We start from the raw sequence: 25,719 nt of genomic DNA, 5'->3' as shown, positions 1-25,719 counted from the left end.
CGATGCCGGGCACGAACCGTCGCGATCTGGTGCGGGCCGCGCTCGCCGGAGGGGCCGTCCTGGGTCTCGGCGGCCGCGCCCGCGCCACCGCACCCTTCGGCGGAGCGCAGGCGCCGGGCTTCTACCGGACACGTATCGGCAGCTGCGAGGTCACGATCCTCAACGACGGGGCGCGCAGCTTCCCGATGCCGGACCGCTTCGTGCGCAACGTTCCCCGGGACGAGGCGCTCGGCGCCGCGCGGGCGGCCTACATGCCCCCCGGCCAGGTGACGGTGCCGTTCAACCCGACGCTGATCAACACGGGCGCGAAGCTCGTCCTGATCGATACCGGCAACGGCCCGGTGCCGGGCGCGCCCGTCGGCCGCCTCGCGGCGAACCTCGCGGCGGCCGGGATCAGGCCCGAGGACATCGACCTCGTCCTGCTCTCGCACCTCCATCCCGACCACACGAACGGCCTCAAGCGGGCGGACGGGTCCCTCGCCTTCGCGAACGCCGAGATCCGGGCCGCCGCACCCGACTGGGCGTTCTGGATGAGCGACGCCAACATGGCCCGCGCCGCCGACCCGGTGACGCAGGGCTACTTCGCCAACACCCGCCGGGTGCTCGGCGACCTGAAGGACCGGATCGGCACCTTCGCGTGGGACGAGGAGATCGTGCCCGGGATCACCGCCCTCGCCGCCCCCGGCCACACGCCGGGCCACACGGCCTTCGCGGTCGCCTCGGGTGCGGACCGTCTGCTGATCCAGTCCGACGTGACCAACATCCCGGCCTTCTTCCTGCAGCACCCGGACTGGCACGTGATGTACGATCACGACGCCGATCAGGCGCAGGCGACGCGCCACCGCTTCTACGACACGGCCGCGTCCGAGAGGGCCCTCGTGGTCGGCTACCACTTCCCCTTCCCGTCGCTCGGCCACGTGGAACGGGACGGACCGGGCTACCGGCTCGTGCCCATCGCCTGGACCGGCGTGCTCTGACCGCCCCGGGATTCGTGCCACCGGATCAGGGAGGCCAGATCCACGACCCCGCCCGGCCATTCGACGCCCGCGAGGTGCCGGTGCGGCCGGTCCGGCTCGCCGAGATCCGAGACGGCCGAGAAGGCGCCGTCGAGCCGGTGGCTCTCGGTGTAGCGGCTCCGGGTCGCCAGGACCGGCAGCCCGGCGGCCCGGGCCGAGCTGATGCCGGCGGCCGAATCCTCGAAGGCCACCGCCTCGGAGGCCGGGATCTCCAGGCCGGCGAGCGCCAGCAGGAACACGTCGGGGGCGGGCTTCTTGCGGCTCGCCTCGTCGCCGGCCGCGATCACGTCGAAGGGCGCGACGTCCGGCGGGAAATTGGCGGCGAGGAGCCGGTCGACGTTCGGGCGGCTCGTCGTGGTGGCCACCGCGAGCCGGATTCCCGCGGCCCGGGCCTCGGCGATCAGCCGGGCGATCCCGGGGCGCAGCGGCAGGCCGTTCCGTGCGACGAGGTCGCCGTAGGCGCGCGTCTTGATGGCGTGGATCTCCGGCGCGCGGGCGTGGAGCGCGGCGGCTTCCGCCGGGTGCTCGGTGTCGATGTAGTGAGCGAGCCGCTCCTTGCCGCCCATGACGGCCAGCAGGTCGGCGTAGAGCGCCTCGTCCCACCGCCAGGGCAGTCCGAGCTCCGCGAAGGCGCGGTTGAACGCCTGCCGGTGCAGGTCCTCGGTCTCGGCGAGGGTCCCGTCGACGTCGAAGATCAGCGCCCTCAGCACGACAGGTCGCGACCGGAGGCGCCCTCCGCGCCCTCGCGGATCGCCGCGATGCGCTCGGCGTAGGCGCCCGGGCCGCCGCTGAAGACCGCGTTGCCGGCCACGAACGTGTCGGCGCCGGCGCGGCTCGCGACCTTGACCGTCTCGGGGTCGATCCCGCCGTCAACCTGGATGCGGATGTCCCGGCCCGCCACCATGGCGCGCACCCGCGCCACCGATTCCATGGCGCCCTTGATGAAGCTCTGGCCGCCGAAGCCGGGATTGACGGTCATCACCAGCACGAGATCCACGAGGTCGAGCACCGGCTCGACCATGGCGGCCGGCGTGCCCGGGTTGATCGCCACGCCGGCGCGCTTGCCGAGGTCGCGGATGGTCTGGAGCGAGCGGTGGATGTGCGGCCCGGCCTCGGCGTGGACCGTGATGCCGTCGGCCCCCGCCTGCGCGAAGGCCGCGAGGTACGGATCGGCCGGCGCGATCATCAGGTGCACGTCGAAGTACTTCTGCGTGTGCGGCCGGAGCGCCTTCACCACGGGCGGGCCGAAGGTGATGTTGGGCACGAAATGCCCGTCCATCACGTCGAGATGGATCCAGTCGGCCCCGGCCGCGTCCACGGCGCGGGTCTCCTCGGCCAGCTTCGAGAAGTCGGCGGACAGGATCGACGGGGCGATGACGGGTGCGAGCATGGGAGGCTTTCGGGGTCGGCTCAGGCCAGCCGGCGGCGGCGCTCGACGAGCTGCATGATCATCGGCGTCAGGATCAGCTGCATCGCCAGGTCGAGCTTGCCGCCGGGGATCACGATGGAGTTGGCCCGGCTCATGAAACTGTCGTGAATCATGGAGACGAGATACGAGAAGTCGATCCCCTTCGGGTCCTTGAAGCGGATCACGACCATCGATTCGTCGGCGGTGGGAATCCAGCGGGCGATGAACGGGTTCGACGTGTCGACCGTCGGCACCCGCTGGAAGTTGATGTCGGTGAACGAGAATTGCGGGCAGATGGTCTGCACGTAGTCGGGCATGCGCCGCAGGATCACGTCGGTCACCGCCTCGGTGGAGTAGCCGCGGAACGAGCGGTCCCGGTGCAGCTTCTGGATCCATTCGAGGTTGATCACGGGCACGACGCCGATCTTCAGGTCGGCGTAGCGGGCGATGTCGACGTCCGGGTCGGCTACGCAGCCGTGCAGGCCCTCGTAGAACAGGAGGTCGGAATCGGGCGGGAACGTCTCCCAGTCCGAGAAGCTGCCCTCCGGGATACCGTAGGCCTGCGCGTCGTGCTGGTCGTGGGCGTAGTGACGGGTCCGGCCGGTGCCGGACTCGGCGTAGCTGCGGAACACCGCCTCCAGCTCCGGCAGGAGGTTGGCCCGCGGCGCGAAGTGGGACAGCGTCGGCTCGTTCGCCATCATCGCCCGCATCGTGTCGCGGTCGAAGGCGTGGAAGCCGTCACCCTCGATGAAGACCGCCCGCACGTCCTCGCGGCGGAAGATCTGCTCGAAAGTGTTGCGCACCGAGGTGGTCCCGGCCCCGGAAGAGCCGGTCACCGAGATGATGGGGTGCCGCGCCGACATGCCTTTACGACTTCACGGTGCGGCTATGACCGCATCAGGCCGCGCTGGCCGAAGAGCGGCGAGCGGCCGGCATCGGGCTTGCCGCCGGCATAGTAGGTGGCGACGCACGCCACTTCCTCGGTGGAGCCGCAGACCAGCGGCGCGCGCTCGTGGATCCCGGTGGCCACGAGGTCGAGGATCCGCGTCTGGCCGTCGGTCGCCGCGCCGCCGGCCTGCTCGACCAGCATGGCCACGGGCGCGACCTCGTAGAGCAGCCGCAGGCGGCCGCGGGCGTAGTTCTTTCGGGCGTCGCCCGGGTAGAGGAACACGCCGCCGCGGGTCAGCACGCGCTGGATGTCGGCCACCAGCGAGGCGAGCCAGCGCATGTTGTAGTCCTTGTCGCGCGGCCCCTCGGTGCCGCGCTGGCAATCCTCGATATAGGCCTTCACCGGCGCGTCCCAGTGCCGAGCGTTGGAGGCGTTGATGGCGAATTCCTTGGTGGAGGCCGGCACCGACATCGCCGGGCTCGTCAGCTTGAACCGGCCCTCGGCGCGGTCGAGCACGTAGGACTGGGTGCCGTCGCCGAGCGTCAGGATCAGCGCCGTGGCCGGGCCGTAGGTGACGAAGCCCGCGGCGATCTGCGTCGAGCCGGGGGTGGTGAACGAGGCCAGCGGGTTCGCCGGATCCTTGATCGACGGCCGGATGCCGAAGATCATGCCGACGGCCATGTTCACGCCGATGTTGGAGGAGCCGTCGAGGGGGTCGATGGCGACGGCGAGCGGGGCGTCCGGGTTCAGACGCATCACCTCCTCGGCCTCCTCGGAGGCGACCTCGGCGACCGGCGCGCCCCGCAGCGCCGCGGTCACGCTCTCGTGAGCGATGACGTCGAGGGCCTTCTGGACGTCGCCGTCGCTGTTGTGATCGCCGGCCGCCGCGAGGTCGCCACCGAGCGCGCCGCGCCCGATCCGCTCGCTGATCTCCACCGCCGACCGCGCCACGGCCGCGACCACCGCGGCGGCGTCCTTCAGCGCCGGATTGGCGTCCACGGCCTGCGCCAGGCAGGTCTCGAGGGGCGTCCCGATCGCCGCTGAAATTGCCATCGGCCTACTCCTCCTGCTCGGATCCCGTCCGCGGGGATCGCGCGTTCCGCGCCGGCTCTGTAGCGGCCGCTCGGCTGCCAAGATAGCGGTCTCTGTCTCCGGATCGACAGGAACCCGCGGCGGGGCCTTCAAGATTTCTGTGCGATCTTGTGCCATAGGACGAAAAAAACGAGATGTCCGCCATGCGCAACCTCTCCCTCAAGCAGCTTCAGGCGGTCGCTGCCGTGGCCCGCCTCGGCACCATGACCCGGGCTGCGCAGGAGCTGAACGTCACCTCGGCCGCCCTCTACGCGCGCATCCGCCAGCTGGAGGAGGAGGCCGGGCTGCTGCTGTTCGACCGGACGCCGGGGGGCCTCAAGCCGACGGATGCCGGCCGCGAGATGCTCTGGGCGATCGACAGCATCAACACGGTGCTGGAGACCTGCACGGACCGCCTGCGCACCCTGCGCGGCGCGGAGGGCGGGCGCGTGGCGCTCGGGGTCGTCTCCACCGCCAAGTACTTCGCCCCGCAGGTGATCGCGGGCTTCGTCAAGAAGCATCCCGGCGTCGAGATCAGCCTGTCGGTGCGCAACCGCGGCCAGACCGTGGAGGCGCTGCGCGGCTACGAGATCGACTTCGCCCTGATGGGCCGCCCGCCCCGGGACTTCCCGATCGAGGCCGCCACCTTCGGGCCGCACCCGATCGTGCTGATCGCGCCGCCCGGCCACCCCCTGGCGGGCCGGACCGACCTGAACCGCGAGGACCTCGCGGACCAGCCGTTCTTCCTCCGAGAAGAGGGCTCGGGCACCCGCATGGTCTTCGAGGAGTTCATGAGCGGCGTCCTGGTCAAGCGGGCGCCGCTGGACATCGACACCGGGTCGAACGAGACCATCAAGCAGGCGGTGATGGCCGGGCTCGGGATCGCGCTGCTCTCGGTGCACTCCGTGGCGGCCGAGCTGGAGAGCGGGCGCCTCGTCCTCCTCAACGTCAGGGGCCTGCCGATCCGGCGCGACTGGTACGCGGTCCGGCGCGCCGACAAGGTGCTGGGTCCGGCCGCTTCCGCGGTCTGGTCCTACCTGATGTCGGAGGGCGCGCGCTGCCTGCCGGGCGTCGCCCAGAGCGGTCTGGTGCTGGCGGGAGCCAAGGCGTGAGCGCCGCTGCCGGCGTCGTCGTGGCCGGGGCCGGGCAGGCCGGCTTCCAGCTCGCCGCGTCCCTGCGGGAGGGCGGGTTCCGCGACCCGATCACCCTGGTGGGCGACGAGACCGCCCTGCCCTACCAGCGGCCGCCCCTCTCGAAGGCCTACCTCGCCGGCAAGACCGACCGAGAGGGCCTGTTCCTGCGCCCGCCCGGTTTCTTCGCCGAGCACGCCATCGCGCACCGCCCGGGGCTCCGCGCCGTCGCGATCGACCGGGACGCGCGCCGCCTGCAGCTCTCGGACGGCACCGACCTCCCCTACGACCACCTCGTGCTCGCCACCGGCGCGCGCAACCGCCCCCTGCCGGTCCCGGGCGCCGAACTCGCGGGCGTGCGCCAGCTGCGCGGTCTCGCCGATGCCGACGTCCTGAAGGCGGCGGTCGCCGAGGCCCGGGCGGTCGTCGTCATCGGGGCCGGCTTCATCGGGCTCGAATTCGCCGCCGTCGCGGCCGCGCGCGGCCTGCCGGTGACGGTGATCGAGGCGGCCGAGCGGCCCATGGCCCGGGCGGTCTCGTCCGAGATGGGCGAATTCTTCCGCCGCGCCCACGCCGCGATGGGCGTGCGCTTCGCCTTCGGGGCGGGCGTGACGGCGATCGTCGGGCGGGACGGCCGCGCCACCGGCGTCGCCCTGGCGGACGGCAGCGAACGCGCGGCCGACCTGGTCCTCGTGGGGATCGGCGTCCTGCCGAACCGGGAACTCGCCGCGGAGGCCGGCCTGCCGGCCGAGGACGGCGTGCGGGTCGACGCGTTCCTGGCGACGCCCGATCCGGCCATCTCGGCGATCGGCGACTGCGCCCGCTTCCCCATCCCCTTCGCCCACGGGCTGACGCCGGACGGGACGGTGCGGATCGAGTCCGTGCAGAACGCCATCGACCAGGGCCGCTGCCTCGCGGCCCGCCTCACCGGCAAGCCCGCCGCCTACGGCGCGCTGCCGTGGTTCTGGAGCGACCAGGGTCCGCACAAGCTGCAGATCGCGGGCCTGTCGGGACCCGGCGATGCCGGCGTCGTCCGCGGGATCGGCGACGCCTTCTCGGTCTTCCGCTTTCGCGAGGGGCAGCTGAGCGCGGTGGAATCCGTCGACCGCGCGGGCGACCACATGATCGCGCGGCGCCTGCTCGCGGCCGGGACGCCGCTGACGCCCGACCAGGCGGCCGATCCGGACTTTGACCTGAAGGGGCTGGCGATGGGGCGGGTCTGAGAGCTGCTCCGCGTCATCGCGAGCGTAGCGAAGCGACCCAGAGCAGCGCGACATCGGGAGGCGTGGCGCGACACTGGATTGCTTCGCTGCGCTCGCAAGGACGACCTCGCGCGGTTCAGACTAACTCTCGGAAAACCATGGAACGGCTGGACGCCGCTCTGAATCGTCCGAGCACCATGCCCTTTCCCGGGCGCATGGAGCACCAGCGGAATGCGACCCGGGTTCCAGCGCGAAACGTCGCGAAGCATCGATATGCGGTGCCGCTTTCGCGGCGCTTCGTGTGCTGGTTCCCGGATCGCCTTCCACTGCGTTGCGGGCGTCCGGGAAAAGGCGCGCTCAGCCGGTAAACGGGACTGGTCCCGGCTTCTGCCGCAGGGCGATGGCGGTGGCGATCCCGAGCGCCAGGATGGTGACGGCGCATCCGAGCAGCGCCCCGAGCTGGCCGAACCGGAGCAGCGCCTGCCCGATCACCGCGACGCCGAGCGCCTGGCCGCAGAAGAACGAGAAGGCGTGGAGCGCCACCGCGGAGGCGCGGGCCTTGGGCGCGACCTCGGTGACCTGCGTCTGGTAGGTGTTGTGCAGCATGTAGAAGCCGAGGCCCATGGCGGTGAGCGCGGCGCAGTCGACCTGCCAGGAGCCCGCCAGCCCGACCACGGTGAGCGACGCGCCGCAGATCAGGCCGCCGCCGATCAGCATCCGCGGCAGGCCGAGCAGCCGGACGAGCAGCCCGACCAGGGCCGAGTAGAGCAGGCCGCCGACCGCGAACCCCGCCAGAACCAGCCCGGCCTCGCGCGGGCCGCCCTCCCCCCGCGCCTCGATCAGCGGGGCGAGGTGCGGGAACACGCCGAAGATCGCGATGGCCTCGATGAACACCGCCGAGAACAGCACCCGCGCCCGGGGATTGCCCAGGATCGTGCGGTAGCGCGTCACCGCCTCGCCGAAGGCGGGGCGGCGGGCCGGGGCGCGGCCGGCCCGGTCGAAGCCGAGGACGGTCGCCGCGCAGGCCAGGGCCGCCACCGCGGCGGTGACCGCGAAGACGCCGCGCCAGCCGATCGCCGCCTCGATCAGGCCCGCGAAGGTCGAGCCCGAGAGCTGGCCGAGGATCACCGCCACGAGGAAGCGCCCGATCGCCACCTGGCGGCTCTCCATCGGCACGCGGTCGCCCAGGAGCGCGAGCGAGAGCGGGATGCAGCCGCCCGCGGCAGCCCCCGCGAGCATGCGGAGGCCGAACAGGCTGCCGATGTCCGGCGCGACGCTGCACAGGGTCAGCGCGACGGCGAGCACCGCAAGGCAGGTGCTCATCACCCGCTCCTTGCCGAGCGCGTCGCCGATCGGGCCGAGCACCGGCTGGATGAACGCGTAGGGCAGCGCGAAGGCGGTGGAGAGGAGCGCCACCGTGTGGGCGTCGCTCGCGAGATCCCGGGCGAGCACGCCGACGAGGGGCTCGACCGAGCGGAGCGCGAAGGTGCTGCCGAACCCCGCGCAGGCCAGCACGACGATCAGGCGCGGGATCGACGTGGCCGGCGGCGCGGCGACGGCCGCGCTGGACGGAAGAGCCGGCTCTGTGCTGTCGGTCATGGCACGCTTCGCGAGGCGGGCGGGATCAGACCCGCGGCATCGCATCTCCCTCGCCGGAGCGGAACCCCGCCGCGCGACAGATCAGTGCGCGTAGAATGCGGGATCCGGATTGTCGGTCGGGTGCGCGAAGGCCCAGCGCAGGGCCGACGACAGCGGCACGTTGTAGGTCAGTCCGCGCGGCGGCACGGGCTTCAGGAACCAGCGGTCGTAGAGCACCGTGATCTCGGGGCTCCGGTAGAGATCGGCCGTCGCCCGGTCGACCACCGCCTTGAAGGCTGGGTCGTCCTTGCGCAGCATGATCCCGTAGGGCTCCGGATTGGACAGGGTCTCCTCGCTGACCACGTAGGCGGCGGGCTCCTTGGACTGGGCCGCGACCACGCTGAGCTGCACGTCGTCCATGACGAAGGCCGAGGCCCGGCCGGTCTCGACCATGAGGAACCCCTCCGGGACGTCCTTGGCGGCGATCACCGTGATGCCGAGCTTGCGCTCGTTGTTGGCCTTGATCAGCATCAGGATGTTGGTCGAGCCAGCGACCGACGAGACCGTCTTGCCGCGCAGGTCGTCCAGGCCGGCGATGTGCTGGTCCTTCCGGGAGACGAAGCGGGTCGCCGTGAGGAAGTGCGTGTTGGTGAAGTCCACCTGCTTCTTGCGCTCGGCGTTGTTGGTGGTCGTCCCGCATTCGAGATCGATCGTGCCGTTGGTCATCAGCGGGATGCGGGAGGAGGAGTTGACGAACTCCATCCCGACCTCGAGGCCCGGCATCTTCAGTTCGCGCTTCACCGCGTCGGCGATCCTCAGGCAGATGTCGACCGCGAAGCCGACGACCTTCTGGTTCTGGTCCAGGTAGCTGAACGGGGTCGCGGTATCGCGCACGCCGAGGACCAGCCTGTTGCTGTCGTGGATCTTCCTGAGGGTGCCGGTGAGATCGGCGGCCCGCGCGGCCCCCGCGGGGGCGCCGAGGAGGAGCGCGGCGATGAGGGGAGCGAGCAGACGCATGGGCCGACGGGTTCCGGTCGCGCGAGGGGCCGTCCGCGGGGTGCGCCGGCGGCGGGAGACCGGACCGCGCGCCGGGGCCGGTCCCCGGCGCGAGCCCCAGCAAGAGTCCGGCCGCGGTCAGGCGGACGCGGCCGCTTGGTGCACCTCGGCGAGCTGCGCGTCCGCGGCCGCGACCTTCCGCGAGGCCGGGCGGGACCGGATGCGCTCCACGTAGGCCGCCAGCACCGGGTCGGGCGCGACGAGGCCGAAGCCCGTCGTCCAGCCGAGGGCGCCGCCCCACAGCACGTCGGCAGCGCTGAAGCGCGCGCCGAGCAGGTACGGGCCGGGCGTCAGGGCCTCCTTCACCCGGGCGATGACGCTGTCGTAATCGGCGTAGGCCGACATGGCGCGCGGGCCCGGCTCCCGCTGGAGGTGCCGGTCGATCACCGCGGGCTCGAAGCACGACCCGTAGAACACCATCCAGCGCAGGTAGGTGGCGCGGTCGGGCTCGGTCGGCGCCGGGGCGAGCCCCGCCTCGGGGAACAGGTCGGCGAGGTAGAGGTAGACGGCCGCCTGCTCGGTCACGAGGGCGTCGCCGTGGCGGATCGCCGGCACCTTCGCCATCGGGTTGACGGCGCGGTAGGCATCCTGGAGGTGCTCGCCGGCGCGCATGTTGAGCGCGTGCAGCCGGTACGGGACCCCGAGTTCCTCGAGCAGCACGCGGACGCCCGACGAGCGGGTATTGGGCGAATGATAGAACTCGATGTCAGGCATACTGGCCATTCCGCCCCGTCCGAGGATTGTCGATTCGTTGGCGTCCACGCTCTTACCCGCGGACCGACGGGTCAACCGCGGACCGGAGCCCACTTCTCCAGGGACCGGAATCGCGGCAGGAACGTTGGGCGATTGTGCGTTGCCGCGCGTTGGGCCTCCGACCGGCACGACGCGAGCCGGGGGTTACGAGTTCTGATGGCGAAGATTCTGCTGGTCGAGGACCACGAAGAGATCTGGGACTTCCTCTCGCGCCGCCTCAAGCGGCGCGGCTACGAGGTGATGCTCGCGCATGACGGCGAGGCCGGCGTCCGGCAGGCGCGCTCGGGCCAGCCCGACGTGATCCTCCTCGACATGAACCTGCCGGTCCTCGACGGCTGGTCGGTCGCCCGGACGCTGAAATCCGGCACCGACACCCGGGCGATCCCGATCATCGCGCTCACGGCCCACGCCATGTCGGGCGACCGCGACAAGGCCATCCAGGCGGGCTGCGACGACTATCACCCGAAGCCCGTCGATTTCTCGAAGCTGCTCAGCCAGATCAGCGCCGCCCTGGGCGAGACCGCGCAGGCGAGCTGACCCGGCAGCGGACGCGCGACCTGCGGCCCCGAGATCTGCGGCCCCGAGACCTGATGTGAGTGGAGCGTGTCCGTGAGCGAGGATCCCGTCACTGCCCAGCGCCTGCGGCAGGGCCTGCCGATCTTCGTGGCGCTGGCGTCGCTCCTCCTCGTGGTCGCCACGATGGCGGCCCTCTACCTCGGGCGCGAGATTCTCGTGCCGGTGACACTGGCGATCCTCCTGAGCTTCGTCCTCGTGCCGGCGGTGCGGATGCTGCGGCGGCTGCGCGTGCCCCGCGCGCCCGCGGTCCTGCTGGTCGTGGTGATCGTCTTCGGCGCCCTGTTCGGCCTCGGCAGCCTGATCGCCAGCGAGGCGTCCCAGCTCGCCTCCGACCTGCCGCGCTACACCCAGGTGATGCGCACGAAGATCAAGGATCTGCGCGGGGCGACGGCCGGGACCGGCACGCTCTCGCGGATCGTCGACATGGTGCAGGATCTCAGCGCCACCCTGCAGCCGCCGCCGGCCGCGGAGGTCCGCGGCGAGCCGGGATCGCGCACGCACCCGCTCACGGTCGAGCTCACCCCCGCCCGCGCCAGCGTCGTCGACACGCTCCAGACCTTCGCGGGCCCGATCCTGCACCCGCTGGCGACGACCGGCCTGATCCTGATCTTCACGATCTTCATCCTGCTCCAGCGCGAGGACCTGCGGAACCGGGCGATCCGGCTCGCCGGCGGCTCGGGCGACCTGCGGCGCACGACGGCGGCGATCGACGACGCCACGAGCCGGCTGAGCCGGTTCTTCCTGGCCCAGCTCGCCCTCAACATCGCCTTCGGGCTGGTGATCGGCATCGGCCTCTGGCTGATCGGCGTGCCGAGCCCGACCCTCTTCGGCGTGCTCGCCGCGATCCTGCGGTTCGTGCCCTATATCGGCGCGGCTATCAGCGCCCTGCTGCCGCTGATCCTCGCGGCCGCCGTCGATCCCGGCTGGAGCATGGTGATCGCCACCGCGGCCCTGTTCCTCGTGGTCGAGCCGATCTGCGGCCACGTGATCGAACCGCTGCTCTACGGGCACTCGACCGGCCTCTCGCCGGTCGCCGTCATCCTGGCCGCGACGATCTGGACGTTCCTGTGGGGCCCGATCGGCCTCGTGCTGGCCACCCCCCTCACCGTCTGCCTCGTGGTGCTCGGCCGGCACGTGGAGCGGCTCTGGTACCTCGACGTGCTGCTCGGCGATCAGCCCGCCCTGTCGCCGCCCGAGATCTTCTACCAGCGCATGCTGGCCGGCGACCCGGTCGAGGCGATCGACCAGGGCTGGCAGTTCCTGAAGGAGCGCGCCCTCGTCACCTACTACGACGAGGTCGCCCTCGCGGGCCTCCTGCTGGCGCAGGAGGACCTGTCCCGCGGCACCCTGGATCGGGAACGGCAGGCGGAGGTCGGTGCCGCGATCGGGACGGTGGTGGACCGCCTCGGCACGGCCCCGGTCGCGCGTCGGCCACGGCGCGGATCCGGCCGCGGCCCCGACACCGAGACCGCGGCGGCGCTCGCCGCCGTCGGGCCCGACCGGCAGGTGGCCGGCATCGTCCTCGAGCGCGAGGACCTCGCGCCCAACTGGCGCGGCGAGACGCCGGTCCTGTGCGTGTCGAGCCGCGGCCCGTTCGACGAGGCGGCGACGCTGATGCTGAGCCAGATCCTCGCGCGCCACGGGCTGGCCTCGCAGATCCTGTCCATGGCGGCGATCCGCGCCGGCGAGCGGCCGCAGAACCCGGACGGCCTCGCGCTGATCTGCTTCTCCTACCTGGAGCCGGTGAGCCTGTCGCAGATCCGGTTCACCGTCCGGCAGGCCCGGGCCGCGGTGCCGGGTGTCCGCATCCTGGTCGGCTTCTGGCGCGAGCGCGATCCGGCGACCCTGGAGCGGCTGCGCCGGGCGACCTCGGCGGACTTCCTGGTGACGTCGCTGAACGAGGCGCTGTCGGCGGTGCTGGGCGCCTGCCGCGAGGCCGCGCCGCCCCGGCTCGTCCCGGCCCCCGTGGGCGCGCCTTCCGAGGCGGCGCGGCCGGCCGCGGCATGAGCCCTTCGCGCGACACCGCCGCTGGGGATACAAGGTCGACTTCGGCCGTCCGGCCGCTAGTCTCGCGCACGCCTCGCGTGATCGACCGGGCGCAGAGGTCTTTCCCGGCCAGGAAGGTGACGACCGCCTCGCATGTCTGAGACGCCAGAAACACCGCCCTCCGGGCCGAGTCCCCCGATCCGGGACGGCGCCCCGAGCGACATCACCGATCGCAAGAGCGACATCTTCTTCGCGGCCGTCGAGACGACGCGGATGCCGATGATCGTCACCGATCCGCGCCAGCCCGACAACCCGATCATCTTCGCCAACCGGGCGTTCCTGGCGATGACCGGCTACACGCCGGAAGAGCTGATCGGGCGCAACTGCCGCTTCCTCCAGGGTCCCGACACCGACCGCGAGAGCGTCGCGCAGGTCCGCGCGGCGATCGCCGAGAAGCGCGAGTTCGCCACCGAGATCCTGAACTACCGCAAGAACGGCTCGACCTTCTGGAACGCCCTGTTCGTCTCGCCGGTCTACAATGCCGACGGCGAGCTCGTGTACTACTTCGGCTCGCAGCTCGACGTCTCGCGCCGCCGCGACGCCGAGGAGGCGCTGGGTCAGGCCCAGAAGATGGAGGCGCTCGGCCAGCTCACCGGCGGCATCGCGCACGATTTCAACAACCTGCTGCAGGTGATCGTCGGCTACGTCGACATCCTGGCGGCCGGACTGGAGAAGCCCGACGCCGACCGTGCGCGGCTCGGCCGCGCCACCGAGAACATCCGGCAGGCGGCCGAGCGCGCCACGACGCTGACGCAGCAATTGCTGGCCTTCGCCCGCAAGCAGCGGCTGGACGGCCGCGCGGTCAATCTCAACACCCTGATCGAGGGGATGGGCGAGATGGTCGCCCGCTCGGTGGGCGAGTCCGTGAAGGTCGAACTCGACCTCGCGCCCGATCTCTGGAACTGCCGCGTCGACCCGACCCAGGCCGAGGTCGCGATCCTGAACGTGCTGATCAACGCCCGCGACGCGATGCCGGAGGGCGGCACCGTCCGGATCTCCACCGAGAACAGCGAGATCGCCGCGCGCGGCCGGGAGATCGGGCCGCTGCGCGACGGCCGCTACGTCAGCATCGCTATCAGGGACAGCGGCACCGGCATCCCGCCCGCCGTGCTCGCCCGGGTGATGGACCCGTTCTTCACCACCAAGGAGGAGGGCAAGGGGACGGGTCTCGGCCTGTCGATGGTCTACGGCTTCGCCAAGCAGTCGGGCGGCGCCGCGCAGATCGAGTCGGCGGTGGGGTCCGGCACCACGGTGCGCCTGTCGTTCCCCGCGACCGACGGCGACGTCAACGCCCCCGCGAAGGTCTCGCTGCGGGCCGTGGACCGCCAGGGCACCGAGACGATCCTGATCGTCGACGACCGCGAGGACGTGGCCGAGCTCGCCCGCACGATCCTGCGGGACTTCGGCTACACGACGCTGGTCGCGAGCAATGCCCGCGAGGCGCTGGAGATCCTGGACTCGAGCGGGAAGGTCGATCTGCTCTTCACCGACCTGATCATGCCGGGAGGCATGAACGGTGTGCTCCTGGCCCGCGAGGCCCGGCGCCGCCAGCCCAAGCTCAAGGTGCTGCTCGCCACGGGCTACGCGGAGGCGAGCCTGGAGCGAACCGATATCGGCGGCTCGGAGTTTGATCTCCTGAACAAGCCCTACCGGCGCACGGAGCTGGTCCGCCGCGTGCGCGCGATCCTCGACGGTCCGACCGGGGTGGGCTGAGCTTCGGGAGACGGCCCATGTCCCAGGGCGACAAGTCGAAATACACCGACAAGCAGAAGCGCAAGGCCGAGCACATCGCCGAGTCGTACGAGTCCCGCGGCGTGCCGGAGAAGGAGGCGGAGGCCCGGGCCTGGGCCACCGTCAACAAGGACGACGGCGGCGGCAAGAAGCCGGGCGGCTCGGGCCGCGGCAAGGCCACCGGTCACCCGGCCGCCCACAAGGGCGGCGCGTCCGGCGGCAAGGCCTCGGCCGGACGGACGGCCGCCGAGCGCTCCGCCTCCGCCCGGAAGGCCGCCGCGACCCGCAAGGCCAACGCCGCCGCGCGGGCCTGACCGCCCGTCGCGAGCCGGGCCTCCGGCCTCCGTGCCGGTGCGGGGTCGATCTCAGTCCCACCGCTCGGCGAGCTTGACCAGCGCGTGCAGCAGCCGGTTCGCCGGCGTCGGGATCCCGTGCGCCGCGCCCCGGCGCAGGATGGTGCCGTTGAGGTGGTCGATCTCGCTCGGCCGGCCGCGGGCCAGGTCCTGGGCGGTGGACGAGCGCTGTCCGGCCATGGCGGCGCTGAGCGCCATCACGTCGTCGAGGATGCCGGGCGACACGGACACGCCCTCGGCCTCCGCGACGCGCGCGCATTCCTGGACGACGTCCGCGATGACCGCGGCCACGCCCTCGCCCTCCACCAGGCGGCCGTAGGGCAGCTGCGTCAGGGCCGACAGGGCGTTGTAGGCGCAGTTGATGATCAGCTTCGCCCAGAGCGCGTCGACGGCCGTCTCCGAGACGGTGGTCGGGATGCCGGCCGCCGCGAACGCGGCGGCGACGCGCCCGCTCGTCTCGGACGCGCCGAGGATCAGGTCGCCGCGCCCGTTGTGCCGGACGTGGCCGGGGCCGGCCATCGCGGTGGCGACGTAGACCGCCACCGGCACGACCGGCCGGCCCAGCACGGCGGCGAGCCGCTCGGCGTTGTCGACGCCGTTCTGGAGGCTGAGGACCGTGGCGGCCGGATCGAGGTGGGGCGCGATCATCGCGCCCGCCGCCTCAGTGTCGCCCGACTTCACGCAGACCAGCACGAGGTCGGCGCCCGACACGCCCGCCCCCGTATCGGTCGCCCGGACCGGCACCGAGGTTGTCCCGGCCGCGCTCTCCAGCACGAGACCGTCCTTCTCGACCGCCTCGACCAGGGCGGGACGGCCGATCAGCGTCACCGCGTGGCCGGCCCGCGCCAGGAGGAACCCGTAGTAGCAGCCGACCGCGCCGGCCCCCACGACGGCGACGGCCATGGCGGGGCTCACGGCGGGGCTCACGGCGGCGCTCACGGTGCCACCGCCGCGGCGCGCTCGGGGTGGAAGGGCGCCGCGCCCGCCTCAGCCGCGCGGACATGCTCCAGCAGCGCCTGGGCCGGGTGCCGCAGCCGCACACCGTCGACCAGCTTGGCCTGGGAGCGGCAGGAATAGCCGTCCGCCAGCAGGGTGCAGCCGGGCGCCTCGGCGACGTGGCGGGCCCAGCTCAGGCCGTAGATCGCCTCGGAGGTGGCGCGGTGGCGCGCCTCGTGACCGTAGGTCCCCGCCATGCCGCAGCAGCCGGCGGCCGGCACCTCGAGCCGCAGGCCGAGATGGGCGAACACGGCCTGCCAGTCCCGCACCGCGCCCGGCGCGTTGGTGCGCTCGGTGCAGTGGGGCAGCAGCCGCATCGTGCGCCCGCCCTGCCCCGGCGCGATCCGGTCGAGCTGGGCGGCGAGCCATTCCTGCAGGAGGTGGACCTTCGGGAGATCGCCGCCCAGCACCTGCGCGTACTCGGACCGGTAGGTCAGCGTCATCGACGGGTCGATCCCGACCAGGGGCACGCCGTGCCCGGCGAGGTCGCGCAGCATCGCGGCGTTGGACCGGGCGACGGCGGCGAACCGCGCCAGGAAGCCGTGCACGTGCAGCGGCTTGCCGTTCGGCCGGTAGGGCACCAGCCAGGGCCAGAAGCCGAGGGCGGCGAGGAGGTCGCAGCTGTCGGCCACGACTTCCGCGTCGAAGTGGCTGGTGAAGGCGTCCTGCACCACCAGCACGGACCGCGCGCGCTCCTGCGGGTCCAGCCGGGCCAGGGCGTCCGGGGTCGCGACGGCGACGCCGCGTTCCGCCAGCCGCGCCGTGAGGTCGACGGGCGACAGGGCCGGGATCGCCACCAGCCCGGCCCGGGCCAGGATCAGCCGGGCCAGCGGGTTGGCGAGGACCGCGTTGCTCAGGCGCGGCGCCCGCGCCGCCAGCGGCAGCAGCGGCTCCAGCGCCGCCACGAGATGGTCCTTCAGCGGCCGCGCGTAGCGCGTGTGATAGAGCGCCAGGAACTTCGCCCGGAAGGTCGGCACGTCGACCTTGATCGGGCAGGACCCCGTGCAGGACTTGCAGGCGAGGCAGCCGTCCATCGCCTCCTTGACGGCGTGGGAGAAGTCGTCGGCCTCGGACCGGCCGCGGAGGCGGCTCCGCAGGGTCGCCGTCACGTCGGAGAGCCACCCGGCGCGCTGCCGCGCCAGCTCGGCGGCCGGGTCGATCCCGGCCTCCGCCGCGCGGCGCAGCCACTCGCGCATCAGCGAGGCGCGGCCCTTGGGGGAGTGGCGCCGCTCCCGCGTCGCCTTCCAGGACGGGCACATGGCCTCGTCCGCGTCGAAGCTGAAGCAGGCGCCGTTGCCGTTGCAGTGGAGCGCTTCGTCGAAATCCTCCCGGACCGGCGCCGGGATGGTGCGGTCCCGCTCGCCCCGGCGCGGCACGCCGTCGATCCGGGTCAGGCCCGCACCCATGGCCGAGGCGATCTTGCCCGGGTTCATCCGGTCGTCCGGGTCGAAGGCGCGCTTGACCGCCTCCAGCGCGGGCATCAGCGGCCCGAACGTCGCCGGCACGAATTCCGACCGGAAGCCCTTGCCGTGTTCGCCCCAGAGCAGGCCGCCGTACTTGGCGGTGAGCGCGACCACCCCCTCCGTGACCTCGCGGATCAGGCCGTTCTGCGCCGGGTCCTTGAGGTCGATGGCCGGCCGCACGTGCAGCACGCCGGCATCGACGTGGCCGAACATGCCATAGCGCAGCCCCTTGCCGTCGAGGAGCGCGCGGAACTCCGCGATGTAGTCGGCGAGCCGCTCCGGCGGGACCGCCGTGTCCTCGACGAACGGGATCGGGCGCGCGTCGCCCTTGGCGGCGCCGAGCAGGCCCACCGCCTTCTTCCGCATGGTCCAGAGCCGCTCGATCGCGTCGCCCCGGGCGATGGTGAAGCCGAGGCGCCTCGTGTCGGTGCCGCGCTCGGCCTCCAGCGTCCCGGTGAGCCGCGCGAGGGCCGCCTCCACGGTCGCGGCGTCGTCGCCGACGAACTCCACGAGGTTGATGCCGTCCACCGGCCGCCCGGCCGGATCGTCGGGGAAGAAGGCCCGCACCTCGGCCCAGATCGGGTCCTTGCGGGCCAGCGCCAGGACCGTGGAGTCGATCGTCTCAACGGAGGCGGCGCCGAACGGCAGCAGCGCCTGCGCGTCGCGCAGCGCCGCGTCGAAGTCGATGTACGAGAGCGCGACCAGCACGGCGGCCTTGGGGATCGGCAGCACGTTCAGCCGCGCCTCGGCGATCAGCGCCAGCGTGCCCTCGGAGCCGCAGATCACGCTCTTGAGGTCGAATCGGCCGCCCGCGTCGCGCAGATGCGCGAGGTCGTAGCCGGTGAGGCAGCGGTTGAGCTTGGGGAAGCGCTCGGCGATGAGCGCGGCGTTCTCGGTGACGACGGCGTCGACGGTGCGGTGGATGGCGCCGACGCGGTCGTCGCGGCCCTTGGCGGCGTCGAGCCCGGCCGGGTCCAGGGGCTCGGCGGTCCAGACCGTGCCGTCGGTGAGCACGCAGGTCAGCGCGAGGACGTGGTCCCGGGTCTTGCCGTAGAGGCACGAGCCCTGTCCGCAGGCATCGGTCGAGATCATCCCGCCGATCGTGGCGCGGTTCGAGGTGGAGAGCTCCGGCGCGAAGAACAGGCCGTGCTTGGCGAGCTCCCGGTTGAGCTGGTCCTTCACCACCCCCGGCTCGACCCGGACGATGCGGTTCGCGACGTCGATCTCCAGGATGCGGTTCATGTGCCGCGAGGTGTCGACCACGAGGCCGTGGCCCAGCGACTGCCCGTTGGTGCCGGTCGCCCCGCCCCGGGGCCGGATCACGATCTCGGTGAAGCGCGGATCCGCGAGGAGCTTGGCGACGCGCACGAGGTCGTCGCGGGTGCGCGGAAAGGCCACGGCCCCCGGCGCCACCTGGTAGATCGAGTTGTCGGTGGAGAAGACCGTGCGGTCGGCGTCCGAGAGCGTCAGGTCGCCCTTGAAGCCGCGCAGGCGCAGCTCGGCGCAGGCCGCGGCGTAGAGCGGCACGGCCTCGGTGTGGCGGGTCAGGACCGGGATCATCCGCGCCTTCTACACCCGGCGGATCGCGGGAGACCATCGGCGACGGGACGGGGCGCGCTGGCATCCGGCTTGCCACGCACCCGCGACCTCCTGCGACCTCCCGCAATCTCCGGAACGGATGCCCATGAACGCGAGCCTCGAACGGGTCAGGGATGCCCTGGCCGAGCTGATCAAGGCCGCCCTACTCTCGGACGACGGCCTGAGCGACGCCTGCCGCGCGGCCGGCCGCGCCAGGCTCGCCGCCCTGGCGAGCGATCCGCCCGAGCCCGAGAGCCTGCGGATGGACGGCGCCTGGACGCTCGCCGTCCAGGCGGCGGAGAGCCCGGAGCTCGCGCCGCTGGAGGGCCGTGTGAACCTGACCCTGCCGCGCGCCTGCCCCTTCACCCTGGACGAGCTCCTCGCACCCGGTCTCGACGTGGATCAGGCCGTGGCGCGCATCCGCAAGAGCGCCTCGACCGGCTGATCGCGCCTGTTGAGGAGTGCCGGCACGGCGTTGCCGCGCGCGGGCCGGACACCCATGTTAGCCTCACAGGACCGACGCCTCGGTCCCGCGCCCGCACGCGGGTCCCGTCTATCGCAGAACTCTCCGGCACCCCCCTTTTGGCACGACGCACCACCGCCCCGGCGGCCGAGCCCGCCGCTCCGCAGCCCTTCCCCACCCGAGAGCAGATCCTCGCCTTCGTGGCCGAGTCGAAGGAGCGCGTCGGCAAGCGGGAGATCGCCAAGGCCTTCGGCATCAAGGGGGCCGCCAAGATCGACCTGAAGCGCGTCCTCAAGGAGATCGAGGAGGACGGCGCCCTCGACCGCGGTCGCGGCGGCCTCGCCCCGGCGGGTCACCTGCCGCCGGTCGTGCTGGCCGACATCCGCTCCCGCGACCGCCACGGCGATTTCCTGGCGGTCCCGGTGGAGTGGACCGGCACCGGCAAGCCGCCCGCCATCGTGCTGACGCAGCCCCGCGGCCCCCGGAAGGGCAACCGTCCGGCCCCGGGCATCGGCGACCGCGCCCTGATCCGGGTCGAGCGCGACGCGGAGGGCGGCTACACCGGCCGGGTCGTCAAGGTCATCGGGAAGAACAAGGCCGAGATCATCGGTGTCTACCGGGCCGGCGCGCAGGGCGGCCGGATCGTGCCCGTCGAGAAGCGCGCGCAGGGCCGCGAGATCCTGATCCCGCCCGGCGAGGAAGGGCAGGCCCGCGACGGCGACCTCGTCAGCGTCTCGCTGGAGCGCGAGACCCGGTTCGGCCTGCCGAAGGGGCGTGTGCGGGAGCGGCTCGGCTCGCTCGGTTCCGAGAAGGCGGTGAGCCTGATCGCCCTGCACCTCCACAACATCCCGCACGTCTTCGCCGACGCGACGCTGGCGGAGGCGGATTCCGCCAAGCCCGCCACCCTGAAGGGCCGCGAGGACTGGCGCGACCGGCCGCTCGTGACCATCGACCCGCCGGACGCCAAGGACCACGACGACGCCGTCATGGCCGAGGCCGATCCCGACCCGGCCAATCCCGGCGGCTTCATCCTCACCGTCGCCATCGCGGACGTGGCCGCCTATGTCCGGCCGGGCTCCAGCCTCGACCGGGAGGCGCTGGAGCGGGGCAACTCGGTCTACTTCCCCGACCGGGTCGTGCCGATGCTGCCCGAGCGGATCTCGAACGACCTCTGCTCGCTCCGCGAGGGCGAGGACCGGCCGGCGCTGGCGGTGCGCATGGTCATCGCCGCCGACGGCGAGAAGCGCCGCCACGCCTTCCACCGGGTGATGATGCGCTCCCGCGCCAAGCTCGCCTACGCGCAGGCGCAGGCCGCCATCGACGGGCGGCCGGACGACGCGACCGGGCCGCTGCTGGAGACGGCGCTCCGCCCCCTCTGGGCGGCCTACGCGGCCCTGCGCGCGGCCCGCGACCGCCGCGGGCCCCTGGCCCTCGACCTGCCCGAGCGCAAGGTTCTCCTGAGCCCCCAGGGCGCGGTCGACCGGGTGATCGTGCCGGAGCGCCTCGACGCCCACCGGCTGATCGAGGAATTCATGATCCAGGCGAACGTCGCCGCCGCCGAGACCCTGGAGCAGGCCCGACAGCCGCTTATCTACCGCGTCCACGACGAGCCCGCCCTGGAGAAGATGCGGGCGCTCGGCGAGGTCCTGGCCTCGGTGGGTATCAAGCTGCCCAAGGAGGGGGCACTGCGCCCCGCCCTGTTCAACCGGATCCTCGCCACGGCGGCCGAGACGGAGCACGGGGTCTTCCTCAACGAGGTGATCCTGCGCAGCCAGGCCCAGGCCGTCTACGCACCCGAGAATCTCGGGCATTTCGGCCTGAACCTGCGCCGCTACGCGCATTTCACCTCGCCGATCCGGCGCTACGCCGACCTGATCGTGCACCGCGCGCTGATCACCGCCTGCCGGCTCGGCTCGGACGGGCTCGCGAGCGACATCTCCCTCGGCGAGCTGGCGCAGATCGGCGAGCAGATCTCGGCGGCCGAGCGCCGCGCCATGGCGGCGGAGCGCGAGACGATCGACCGGCTCATCGCCCACCACCTCGCCGACCAGGTCGGCGCGACCTTCGCGGGCCAGATCGCCGGCGTCACCCGGGCCGGCCTGTTCATCAAGCTCGACGAGACCGGCGCGGACGGCTTCGTGCCGGTCTCGCAGCTCGGCGCCGATTATTTCCGCCACGAGGAGGGCCGCCACGCCCTGGTCGGCGAGCGCACCGGCGAGACGTTCCGCCTCGGGGACCGGGTCGAGGTGCGGCTCGTGGAGGCCGCGCCGGTGGCCGGGGCGCTGCGCTTCGAGCTGCTCAGCGAGGGCCGGACCCGCTCCGGCGCGCGGAGCGCCGGACCCGGCAAGAAGGCCGGCGGGCGGCCCTTCAAGGCCGCGCCGCCCGGTCGCCCCGCCGGCATCCGCAACACCGGGTCGCGCCACCGCGGCTCGCGCCGCTGACCCGGGCGGTGTAGAGCCAGGGCATGGCCGCCGACGCGATTCCCGAGCGCACCCGCCTGATCCCCGCGATGGCCCGCGGCTTCGTCGGCCGCTGCCCGCATTGCGGCCAGGGCCGGATCTTCGGCCGCTTCCTCAAGGTGCGGCCGGAATGCGACGTCTGCGGCCTGGAGTTGCACCACCACCGGGCCGACGACCTGCCGCCCTACGTGGTGATCTTCATCGTCGCCCACATCGTCGGCTACCTGATCTTGGAGACCGAGAGCGCCTACGACGTGCCGCTCTGGGTCGAGATGGGCGTGTGGCCGGTCTTCACCCTCGTCTTCGCGCTGGCCCTGCTCCAGCCCGTGAAGGGCGCCGTCGTCGGGCTGCAATACGCCCTTGGCATGCACGGCTTCGCCACGCTACCGCGGAGCCGCCCCGCAGCGGGGCTTGAGGAGACGCGCCTTGCCGGAGCCGCAGCGGGAGCCCCCGATCGTCACAGCTCCTGAGCGGAAGCCCGCCGCGGCGCGCCTGCGGCCGCGCGACGCCGCGACCATGATCGTGATCGACCGGCGCGGACGGGGCGGCCCGAAGGTCCTGATGGGCCGGCGCAACCCCAACCTCGCCTTCATGCCGGGCAAGTTCGTCTTCCCGGGCGGCCGGATCGAGCTCGGCGACCGCCACATGCCGGTGGCCGGGGCGCTCCCGGACTACGCCGAGGCGGCGCTGACCCGGCAGGTGTCCCGGCCCCCGCACCATCTCGGCCGGGCGCTGGCGCTCGCCGCGATCCGCGAGACCTACGAGGAGACCGGTCTGCTCCTCGGCACGACCGAGCACGGTGCGCCCGAGGACGTCCCGGCGGGCTGGGAGGGGTTCGCCCGGCACGGCGTCCTGCCCGACCTCGAGGCGCTGCACCTCGTCGCCCGCGCGATCACCCCACCGAAGCGCGTTCGCCGCTTCGACACGCGCTTCTTCACCGTCGACCGCCGGATGGTGGCGGCCGAGGAGCCGGGGCGGGTCGAGGCCGACGCCGAGTTCACCGAACTCGCCTGGGTGCAGCTCGACGCGGCCCGCAAGCTCGACCTGCCCTACATCACCCGCGCGATCCTCGACGAGCTGGAGGCGCAGATCGCCGTCGATTTCGCGCCCTACCGGATGATCCCCTTCCATTACGAGCGCTACGGGCGGCGCGAACGGGTGCCCTTGTGAGCGGTCCGGACGGATTGCAGGACGGGCGGCGGGGGATCAGTTCGGAGGACGTGGCGGCGATCTCGGCGGCCGTGACCTGCGTCACCGTCGTCGGCATCGGGCTCAGCCTGTCGATCCCGCTCCTCTCGATCGAGATGGAGCGGCGCGGCGCGTCGAGCACGCTGATCGGGCTCAACACCGCGGTGGCGGGCATCGCCAGCATCTGCACGGTGCCGTTCGTGCCGCGCCTCGCCGCGCGGGTCGGCATCGCCCCGCTGCTCGGCCTGGCGCTCCTCGTCGGGGCGATCAGCCTCGCGCTGTTCCCGATGCTGCCGGGCATCGCCCTGTGGTTCCCCCTGCGCTTCGTCTTCTCGGCAACGCTCGGCGCGCTGTTCGTCCTCTCCGAGTACTGGATCAACGCCGCCGCCCCGCCGGAGCGGCGCGGCTTGGTGATGGGCATCTACGCCACCGTGCTGGCGGCGGGCTTCGCGGTCGGTCCGCTGCTGCTGGCCCTGGTCGGGACCGAGGGGCTGGCGCCCTACGCGACGGGGGCCGCCCTCATGCTGGCCGGCGGCCTGCCCATCGCGCTGGCCCGCGGGCTGTCGCCGACGATCGAGACGGGCTCCGGCCGCGGCATCCTCGGCTACGTCCGGCTCGCCCCCGGCGCCCTGGCGGCGGCCCTGGCCTACGGGGCGGTGGAGACCGGCATCTTCGCCATCCTGCCGCTCTACGGCCTGCGCCTCGGCTACGACGCGCAAGGGGCGGCCGGCCTCGTCAGCCTGATCGCGCTGGGCAACGTGCTGTTCCAGATCCCGTTCGGCTGGCTCGCCGACCGCCTCGACCGGGGCGCGGTGCTCCTCGGCGCGGGCCTCGCGGGGGCGGCGGGCTCGGCCCTGATCCCCCTCGCGGCCGGCCATCCGGCGGCGTTCGGCGCGCTGCTCCTCGTCTGGGGCGGCATCGCCGGGACCCTCTACACGGTCGGCCTCGCGATGCTGGGCGACCGCACGCCGCCGAACGATCTCGCGGGCGCCAACGCGGCCTTCGTGGTGCTCTACAATGTCGGGCTGATGCTGGGGCCGCCGGTGATCGGCGGCGGGCTCGACCTCGTGCCGCCGAACGGGTTCGCGCTGGCGCTGCTCGCCCTGTTCCTGGCCTTCGCCGGCTGGCTCGCCGCGACGGAGCGCCGGCGCGTCCGCTCTTGACCTGCCGGGCCCGATCGGGCATTCACCCGCCCGTATTCGGCCGGGCCCTCCCGGCCATTTGCGTTTCGCTCACGCGGAATGCCGCACCCTGCAGGAGCGCCGCGCCATGGCCAAGGCCGTCACCGTCAAGATCAAGCTCGTCTCCACCGCCGACACGGGCTATTTCTACGTCACCAAGAAGAACTCCCGCACGCAGACCGAGAAGCTGACGATGCGCAAGTACGACCCGGTCGCGCGCAAGCACGTCGACTTCAAGGAAACCAAGATCAAGTAAGGCCGCGGGCCGCTTCGCGGCCTGACCGCCCACGGGAAGCCGCTCCGGAGACGGGGCGGCTTTTTCCTTGCCCGGCGCGTTCCCGCGCACGGCGTCGCCGGAATCTCCCGAACCGCGACCTGACCGGCCGACAGCCCGGCGCCAGCACGACTCGTTAACCGTCGCTCGTCCCGGACGCTGCCCGACCCGCCGGCCGATCACCGGCCCGCGTTCTCGGCCAGCTCGGCGGTTGGAGGGCGGGTTCGATGCAGCGGATCCTGCTGGCGATTCTCATCACCGCGGCGATCCTCGCGCTCTGGCGCGTCCTGACGCTGCCGGTGTACGCGCTCCGGGCGACCCGCGGCTTGCTCGCGGAACGCCGCGTTCCGGCCCGCGCCCGGAGCCGACCGCTCAGGAAGGGCCCGGCGCGGCCAGATCCGGATCGAGCGTCCGTGCCAGGGACCGCGCGATAGCCACGAGCGCCGTCACCATCGGCGTGGACGGCTCGCGCCGCGGGGCGACGAGGCCGATCGTGTGCTCTAGGTCGGGTGCGGTGATCGGGATCGTGCGCACGCCCTCCATGGGGCCCAGGGCGTCGACCAGGATCTCCGGCATGATCGAGGCCCAGCGCAGGGTGCGCACGTGGGTCAGCAGCACGATCATCGAGTTCGACTCGAGGGTCGCGGCGGGATCCGCACCCGCCTCGCGGATCTGCTGGTCGATGATCCGCCGGTTCTGCATGTTCGGCGTGAGCAGGCAGAGGGGCAGGCGGCTGGTCTCGGCCCAGGTGACGCTGGTGCGACCCTCGAAGGGCCCGCCGATCGCCGTCACGAGGCGGTAGCGCTCCCGGTAGAGCGGGACGGAGATCACCCGCCCGAGGGGCTCGTTGTCGAGGTAGGTCAGGCCCGCATCCGCCTCCAGGTTCTCGATCAGCGAGAAGATGTCGGCGGAGGTGGCCGATTCGACCGTCAGCCGCACGTCCGGGTGCCGCTCGCGGTAGGGCGTCGTGAGGTTCACGATCATCGGCAGCGCCGTCGGGATCGCCGCGATGCGGAGATGGCCGGTCAGGCCCCGGCGCAGGCCCGTGACCTCCTCGTGCATGGCCCGCGCGTCGGCCACGATGCGCCGCGCCCATTCGAGGACCCGCTCGCCCTCGGGGGTGAAGCCCTGGAAGCGGGAGCCGCGCAGCACGAGCTGCACGCCGAACCGGTTCTCCAGCTGCTTCACGCCGGCCGAGAGAGTCTGCTGAGTCACGCCGCAGGCTTCGGCGGCGTGCCCGAAATGCTGCTCGCGGGCGAGCGCGAGCAGGAAGTCCAGCTTGTCGATCACGACGAAGGCATCCCGGCA

Annotated in this window: 23 protein-coding genes; 13 read left to right on the top strand and 10 right to left on the bottom strand. The window is 72.6% G+C overall.

The genetic code is table 11. The features are described 5' to 3' along the window. The first annotated feature begins 2 nt into the window (after positions 1–2). On the top strand, positions 3–977 hold the full coding sequence (locus BM419_RS08975; RefSeq protein ID WP_091926236.1) for an MBL fold metallo-hydrolase: 975 nt from the start codon (positions 3–5) through the stop codon (positions 975–977). Here the strand turns inward: BM419_RS08975 and BM419_RS08970 are convergent. The 4 genes from BM419_RS08970 to BM419_RS08955 are packed head-to-tail and all read right to left on the bottom strand — an operon-like array spanning position 938 to position 4,366. After that, complete coding sequence (locus BM419_RS08970) at positions 938–1,726, bottom strand: HAD-IA family hydrolase (protein WP_091926235.1); 789 nt, start codon at positions 1,724–1,726, stop codon at positions 938–940. The genes BM419_RS08975 and BM419_RS08970 overlap by 40 nt on opposite strands. Then, the gene (gene rpe / locus BM419_RS08965) at positions 1,720–2,406 is read right to left on the bottom strand and encodes a ribulose-phosphate 3-epimerase (protein WP_091926234.1); all 687 of its coding nucleotides are present in this window, start codon (positions 2,404–2,406) and stop codon (positions 1,720–1,722) included. Before rpe ends, BM419_RS08970 begins: the two co-directional genes overlap by 7 nt. Before the next feature lie 20 nt (positions 2,407–2,426). After that, positions 2,427–3,287 carry a phosphoribulokinase gene (locus tag BM419_RS08960; protein ID WP_091926233.1) on the bottom strand — a complete coding sequence of 287 codons (861 nt, stop codon included), beginning with the start codon at positions 3,285–3,287 and terminating at the stop codon, positions 2,427–2,429. 23 nt (positions 3,288–3,310) lie between these two features. Then, a complete protein-coding gene (locus BM419_RS08955; RefSeq protein ID WP_091926232.1) occupies positions 3,311–4,366 on the bottom strand; it encodes a class 1 fructose-bisphosphatase in 1,056 nt (351 codons plus the stop codon). 182 nt (positions 4,367–4,548) lie between these two features. On the opposite strand from BM419_RS08955, the gene BM419_RS08950 reads away from it, so the two are divergent. Together BM419_RS08950 and BM419_RS08945 are read left to right on the top strand one after the other, a co-directional pair. Continuing rightward, positions 4,549–5,496 carry a LysR family transcriptional regulator gene (locus BM419_RS08950; protein WP_026604832.1) on the top strand — a complete coding sequence of 316 codons (948 nt, stop codon included), beginning with the start codon at positions 4,549–4,551 and terminating at the stop codon, positions 5,494–5,496. Next, positions 5,493–6,737, top strand: a complete 1,245-nt coding sequence (locus BM419_RS08945) for an NAD(P)/FAD-dependent oxidoreductase (RefSeq protein ID WP_091926231.1) — start codon at positions 5,493–5,495, stop codon at positions 6,735–6,737. The genes BM419_RS08950 and BM419_RS08945 overlap by 4 nt, the downstream gene beginning before the upstream one ends. Before the next feature lie 336 nt (positions 6,738–7,073). Here the strand turns inward: BM419_RS08945 and BM419_RS08940 are convergent, their stop codons facing one another. The 3 genes from BM419_RS08940 to BM419_RS08930 form a co-directional block, all read right to left on the bottom strand. Beyond that, the gene (locus BM419_RS08940; protein ID WP_175556284.1) at positions 7,074–8,315 is read right to left on the bottom strand and encodes an MFS transporter; all 1,242 of its coding nucleotides are present in this window, start codon (positions 8,313–8,315) and stop codon (positions 7,074–7,076) included. Between the two features lie 81 nt (positions 8,316–8,396). Beyond that, on the bottom strand, positions 8,397–9,311 hold the full coding sequence (locus tag BM419_RS08935) for an amino acid ABC transporter substrate-binding protein (RefSeq protein ID WP_091926230.1): 915 nt from the start codon (positions 9,309–9,311) through the stop codon (positions 8,397–8,399). A gap of 117 nt (positions 9,312–9,428) precedes the next feature. Beyond that, complete coding sequence (locus BM419_RS08930; RefSeq protein WP_091926229.1) at positions 9,429–10,064, bottom strand: glutathione S-transferase family protein; 636 nt, start codon at positions 10,062–10,064, stop codon at positions 9,429–9,431. A 195-nt stretch (positions 10,065–10,259) separates the two neighbouring features. On the opposite strand from BM419_RS08930, the gene BM419_RS08925 reads away from it, so the two are divergent. From BM419_RS08925 to BM419_RS08910, 4 genes are all read left to right on the top strand, one after another. Further along, a complete protein-coding gene (locus tag BM419_RS08925) occupies positions 10,260–10,640 on the top strand; it encodes a response regulator (RefSeq protein WP_020092557.1) in 381 nt (126 codons plus the stop codon). 72 nt (positions 10,641–10,712) lie between these two features. Next, the gene (locus BM419_RS08920) at positions 10,713–12,686 is read left to right on the top strand and encodes an AI-2E family transporter (protein ID WP_091926274.1); all 1,974 of its coding nucleotides are present in this window, start codon (positions 10,713–10,715) and stop codon (positions 12,684–12,686) included. Positions 12,687–12,818: 132 nt separating this feature from the next. Continuing rightward, positions 12,819–14,438 carry a hybrid sensor histidine kinase/response regulator gene (locus tag BM419_RS08915; protein WP_091926228.1) on the top strand — a complete coding sequence of 540 codons (1,620 nt, stop codon included), beginning with the start codon at positions 12,819–12,821 and terminating at the stop codon, positions 14,436–14,438. 17 nt (positions 14,439–14,455) lie between these two features. Beyond that, positions 14,456–14,770 carry a hypothetical protein gene (locus BM419_RS08910; protein WP_012320505.1) on the top strand — a complete coding sequence of 105 codons (315 nt, stop codon included), beginning with the start codon at positions 14,456–14,458 and terminating at the stop codon, positions 14,768–14,770. Positions 14,771–14,821: 51 nt separating this feature from the next. Here the strand turns inward: BM419_RS08910 and BM419_RS08905 are convergent, their stop codons facing one another. Next, positions 14,822–15,712, bottom strand: a complete 891-nt coding sequence (locus BM419_RS08905) for a ketopantoate reductase family protein (protein WP_091926227.1) — start codon at positions 15,710–15,712, stop codon at positions 14,822–14,824. A 32-nt stretch (positions 15,713–15,744) separates the two neighbouring features. Beyond that, entirely contained in the window at positions 15,745–18,828 is a 3,084-nt protein-coding gene (locus tag BM419_RS08900; protein ID WP_091926226.1) for a D-2-hydroxyglutarate dehydrogenase YdiJ, read from the bottom strand. A gap of 124 nt (positions 18,829–18,952) precedes the next feature. Here BM419_RS08900 and BM419_RS08895 point away from each other — a divergent pair, with 124 nt between their 5' ends. The 6 genes from BM419_RS08895 (at position 18,953) to rpmG (ending at position 24,393) form a co-directional block, all read left to right on the top strand. Then, entirely contained in the window at positions 18,953–19,291 is a 339-nt protein-coding gene (locus BM419_RS08895; protein ID WP_091926225.1) for a hypothetical protein, read from the top strand. A 137-nt stretch (positions 19,292–19,428) separates the two neighbouring features. After that, positions 19,429–21,750 (top strand): ribonuclease R, encoded by a 2,322-nt coding sequence (rnr, locus tag BM419_RS08890; protein WP_091926224.1) that lies wholly within the window; start codon positions 19,429–19,431, stop codon positions 21,748–21,750. Positions 21,751–21,773: 23 nt separating this feature from the next. Next, on the top strand, positions 21,774–22,238 hold the full coding sequence (locus BM419_RS08885) for a DUF983 domain-containing protein (RefSeq protein ID WP_042674345.1): 465 nt from the start codon (positions 21,774–21,776) through the stop codon (positions 22,236–22,238). Then, positions 22,195–22,938, top strand: a complete 744-nt coding sequence (locus tag BM419_RS08880) for an NUDIX hydrolase (RefSeq protein ID WP_091926223.1) — start codon at positions 22,195–22,197, stop codon at positions 22,936–22,938. Before BM419_RS08885 ends, BM419_RS08880 begins: the two co-directional genes overlap by 44 nt. Then, positions 22,935–24,119 carry an MFS transporter gene (locus BM419_RS08875; RefSeq protein WP_244540727.1) on the top strand — a complete coding sequence of 395 codons (1,185 nt, stop codon included), beginning with the start codon at positions 22,935–22,937 and terminating at the stop codon, positions 24,117–24,119. The genes BM419_RS08880 and BM419_RS08875 overlap by 4 nt, the downstream gene beginning before the upstream one ends. Before the next feature lie 106 nt (positions 24,120–24,225). Next, positions 24,226–24,393, top strand: a complete 168-nt coding sequence (gene rpmG / locus BM419_RS08870) for a 50S ribosomal protein L33 (protein ID WP_020092568.1) — start codon at positions 24,226–24,228, stop codon at positions 24,391–24,393. 390 nt (positions 24,394–24,783) lie between these two features. Here the strand turns inward: rpmG and BM419_RS08865 are convergent, their stop codons facing one another. Beyond that, positions 24,784–25,701 (bottom strand): LysR family transcriptional regulator, encoded by a 918-nt coding sequence (locus BM419_RS08865; protein ID WP_020092569.1) that lies wholly within the window; start codon positions 25,699–25,701, stop codon positions 24,784–24,786. Between the last annotated feature and the right edge of the window lie 18 nt (positions 25,702–25,719).

The organism is Methylobacterium sp. yr668 (genome assembly GCF_900116245.1).
Classification (GTDB): Bacteria; Pseudomonadota; Alphaproteobacteria; order Rhizobiales; family Beijerinckiaceae; genus Methylobacterium.
The sequence above is the reverse complement of the archived record's forward strand: the minus strand, read 5'-3'. Positions and strand labels throughout refer to the sequence as shown.

Bases quoted from the DNA above. Each gene is read 5' to 3' on its own strand.
- BM419_RS08975 (WP_091926236.1), top strand. From the start codon at position 3: ATGCCGGGCACGAACCGTCGCGATCTGGTGCGGGCCGCGCTCGCCGGA.
- rpe (WP_091926234.1), bottom strand. From the start codon at position 2,406: ATGCTCGCACCCGTCATCGCCCCGTCGATCCTGTCCGCCGACTTCTCG.
- BM419_RS08960 (WP_091926233.1), bottom strand. From the start codon at position 3,287: ATGTCGGCGCGGCACCCCATCATCTCGGTGACCGGCTCTTCCGGGGCC.
- BM419_RS08955 (WP_091926232.1), bottom strand. From the start codon at position 4,366: ATGGCAATTTCAGCGGCGATCGGGACGCCCCTCGAGACCTGCCTGGCG.
- BM419_RS08950 (WP_026604832.1), top strand. From the start codon at position 4,549: ATGCGCAACCTCTCCCTCAAGCAGCTTCAGGCGGTCGCTGCCGTGGCC.
- BM419_RS08940 (WP_175556284.1), bottom strand. From the start codon at position 8,315: ATGACCGACAGCACAGAGCCGGCTCTTCCGTCCAGCGCGGCCGTCGCC.
- BM419_RS08935 (WP_091926230.1), bottom strand. From the start codon at position 9,311: ATGCGTCTGCTCGCTCCCCTCATCGCCGCGCTCCTCCTCGGCGCCCCC.
- BM419_RS08930 (WP_091926229.1), bottom strand. From the start codon at position 10,064: ATGCCTGACATCGAGTTCTATCATTCGCCCAATACCCGCTCGTCGGGC.
- BM419_RS08925 (WP_020092557.1), top strand. From the start codon at position 10,260: ATGGCGAAGATTCTGCTGGTCGAGGACCACGAAGAGATCTGGGACTTC.
- BM419_RS08915 (WP_091926228.1), top strand. From the start codon at position 12,819: ATGTCTGAGACGCCAGAAACACCGCCCTCCGGGCCGAGTCCCCCGATC.
- BM419_RS08910 (WP_012320505.1), top strand. From the start codon at position 14,456: ATGTCCCAGGGCGACAAGTCGAAATACACCGACAAGCAGAAGCGCAAG.
- BM419_RS08905 (WP_091926227.1), bottom strand. From the start codon at position 15,712: ATGGCCGTCGCCGTCGTGGGGGCCGGCGCGGTCGGCTGCTACTACGGG.
- BM419_RS08900 (WP_091926226.1), bottom strand. From the start codon at position 18,828: ATGATCCCGGTCCTGACCCGCCACACCGAGGCCGTGCCGCTCTACGCC.
- BM419_RS08895 (WP_091926225.1), top strand. From the start codon at position 18,953: ATGAACGCGAGCCTCGAACGGGTCAGGGATGCCCTGGCCGAGCTGATC.
- BM419_RS08885 (WP_042674345.1), top strand. From the start codon at position 21,774: ATGGCCGCCGACGCGATTCCCGAGCGCACCCGCCTGATCCCCGCGATG.
- rpmG (WP_020092568.1), top strand. From the start codon at position 24,226: ATGGCCAAGGCCGTCACCGTCAAGATCAAGCTCGTCTCCACCGCCGAC.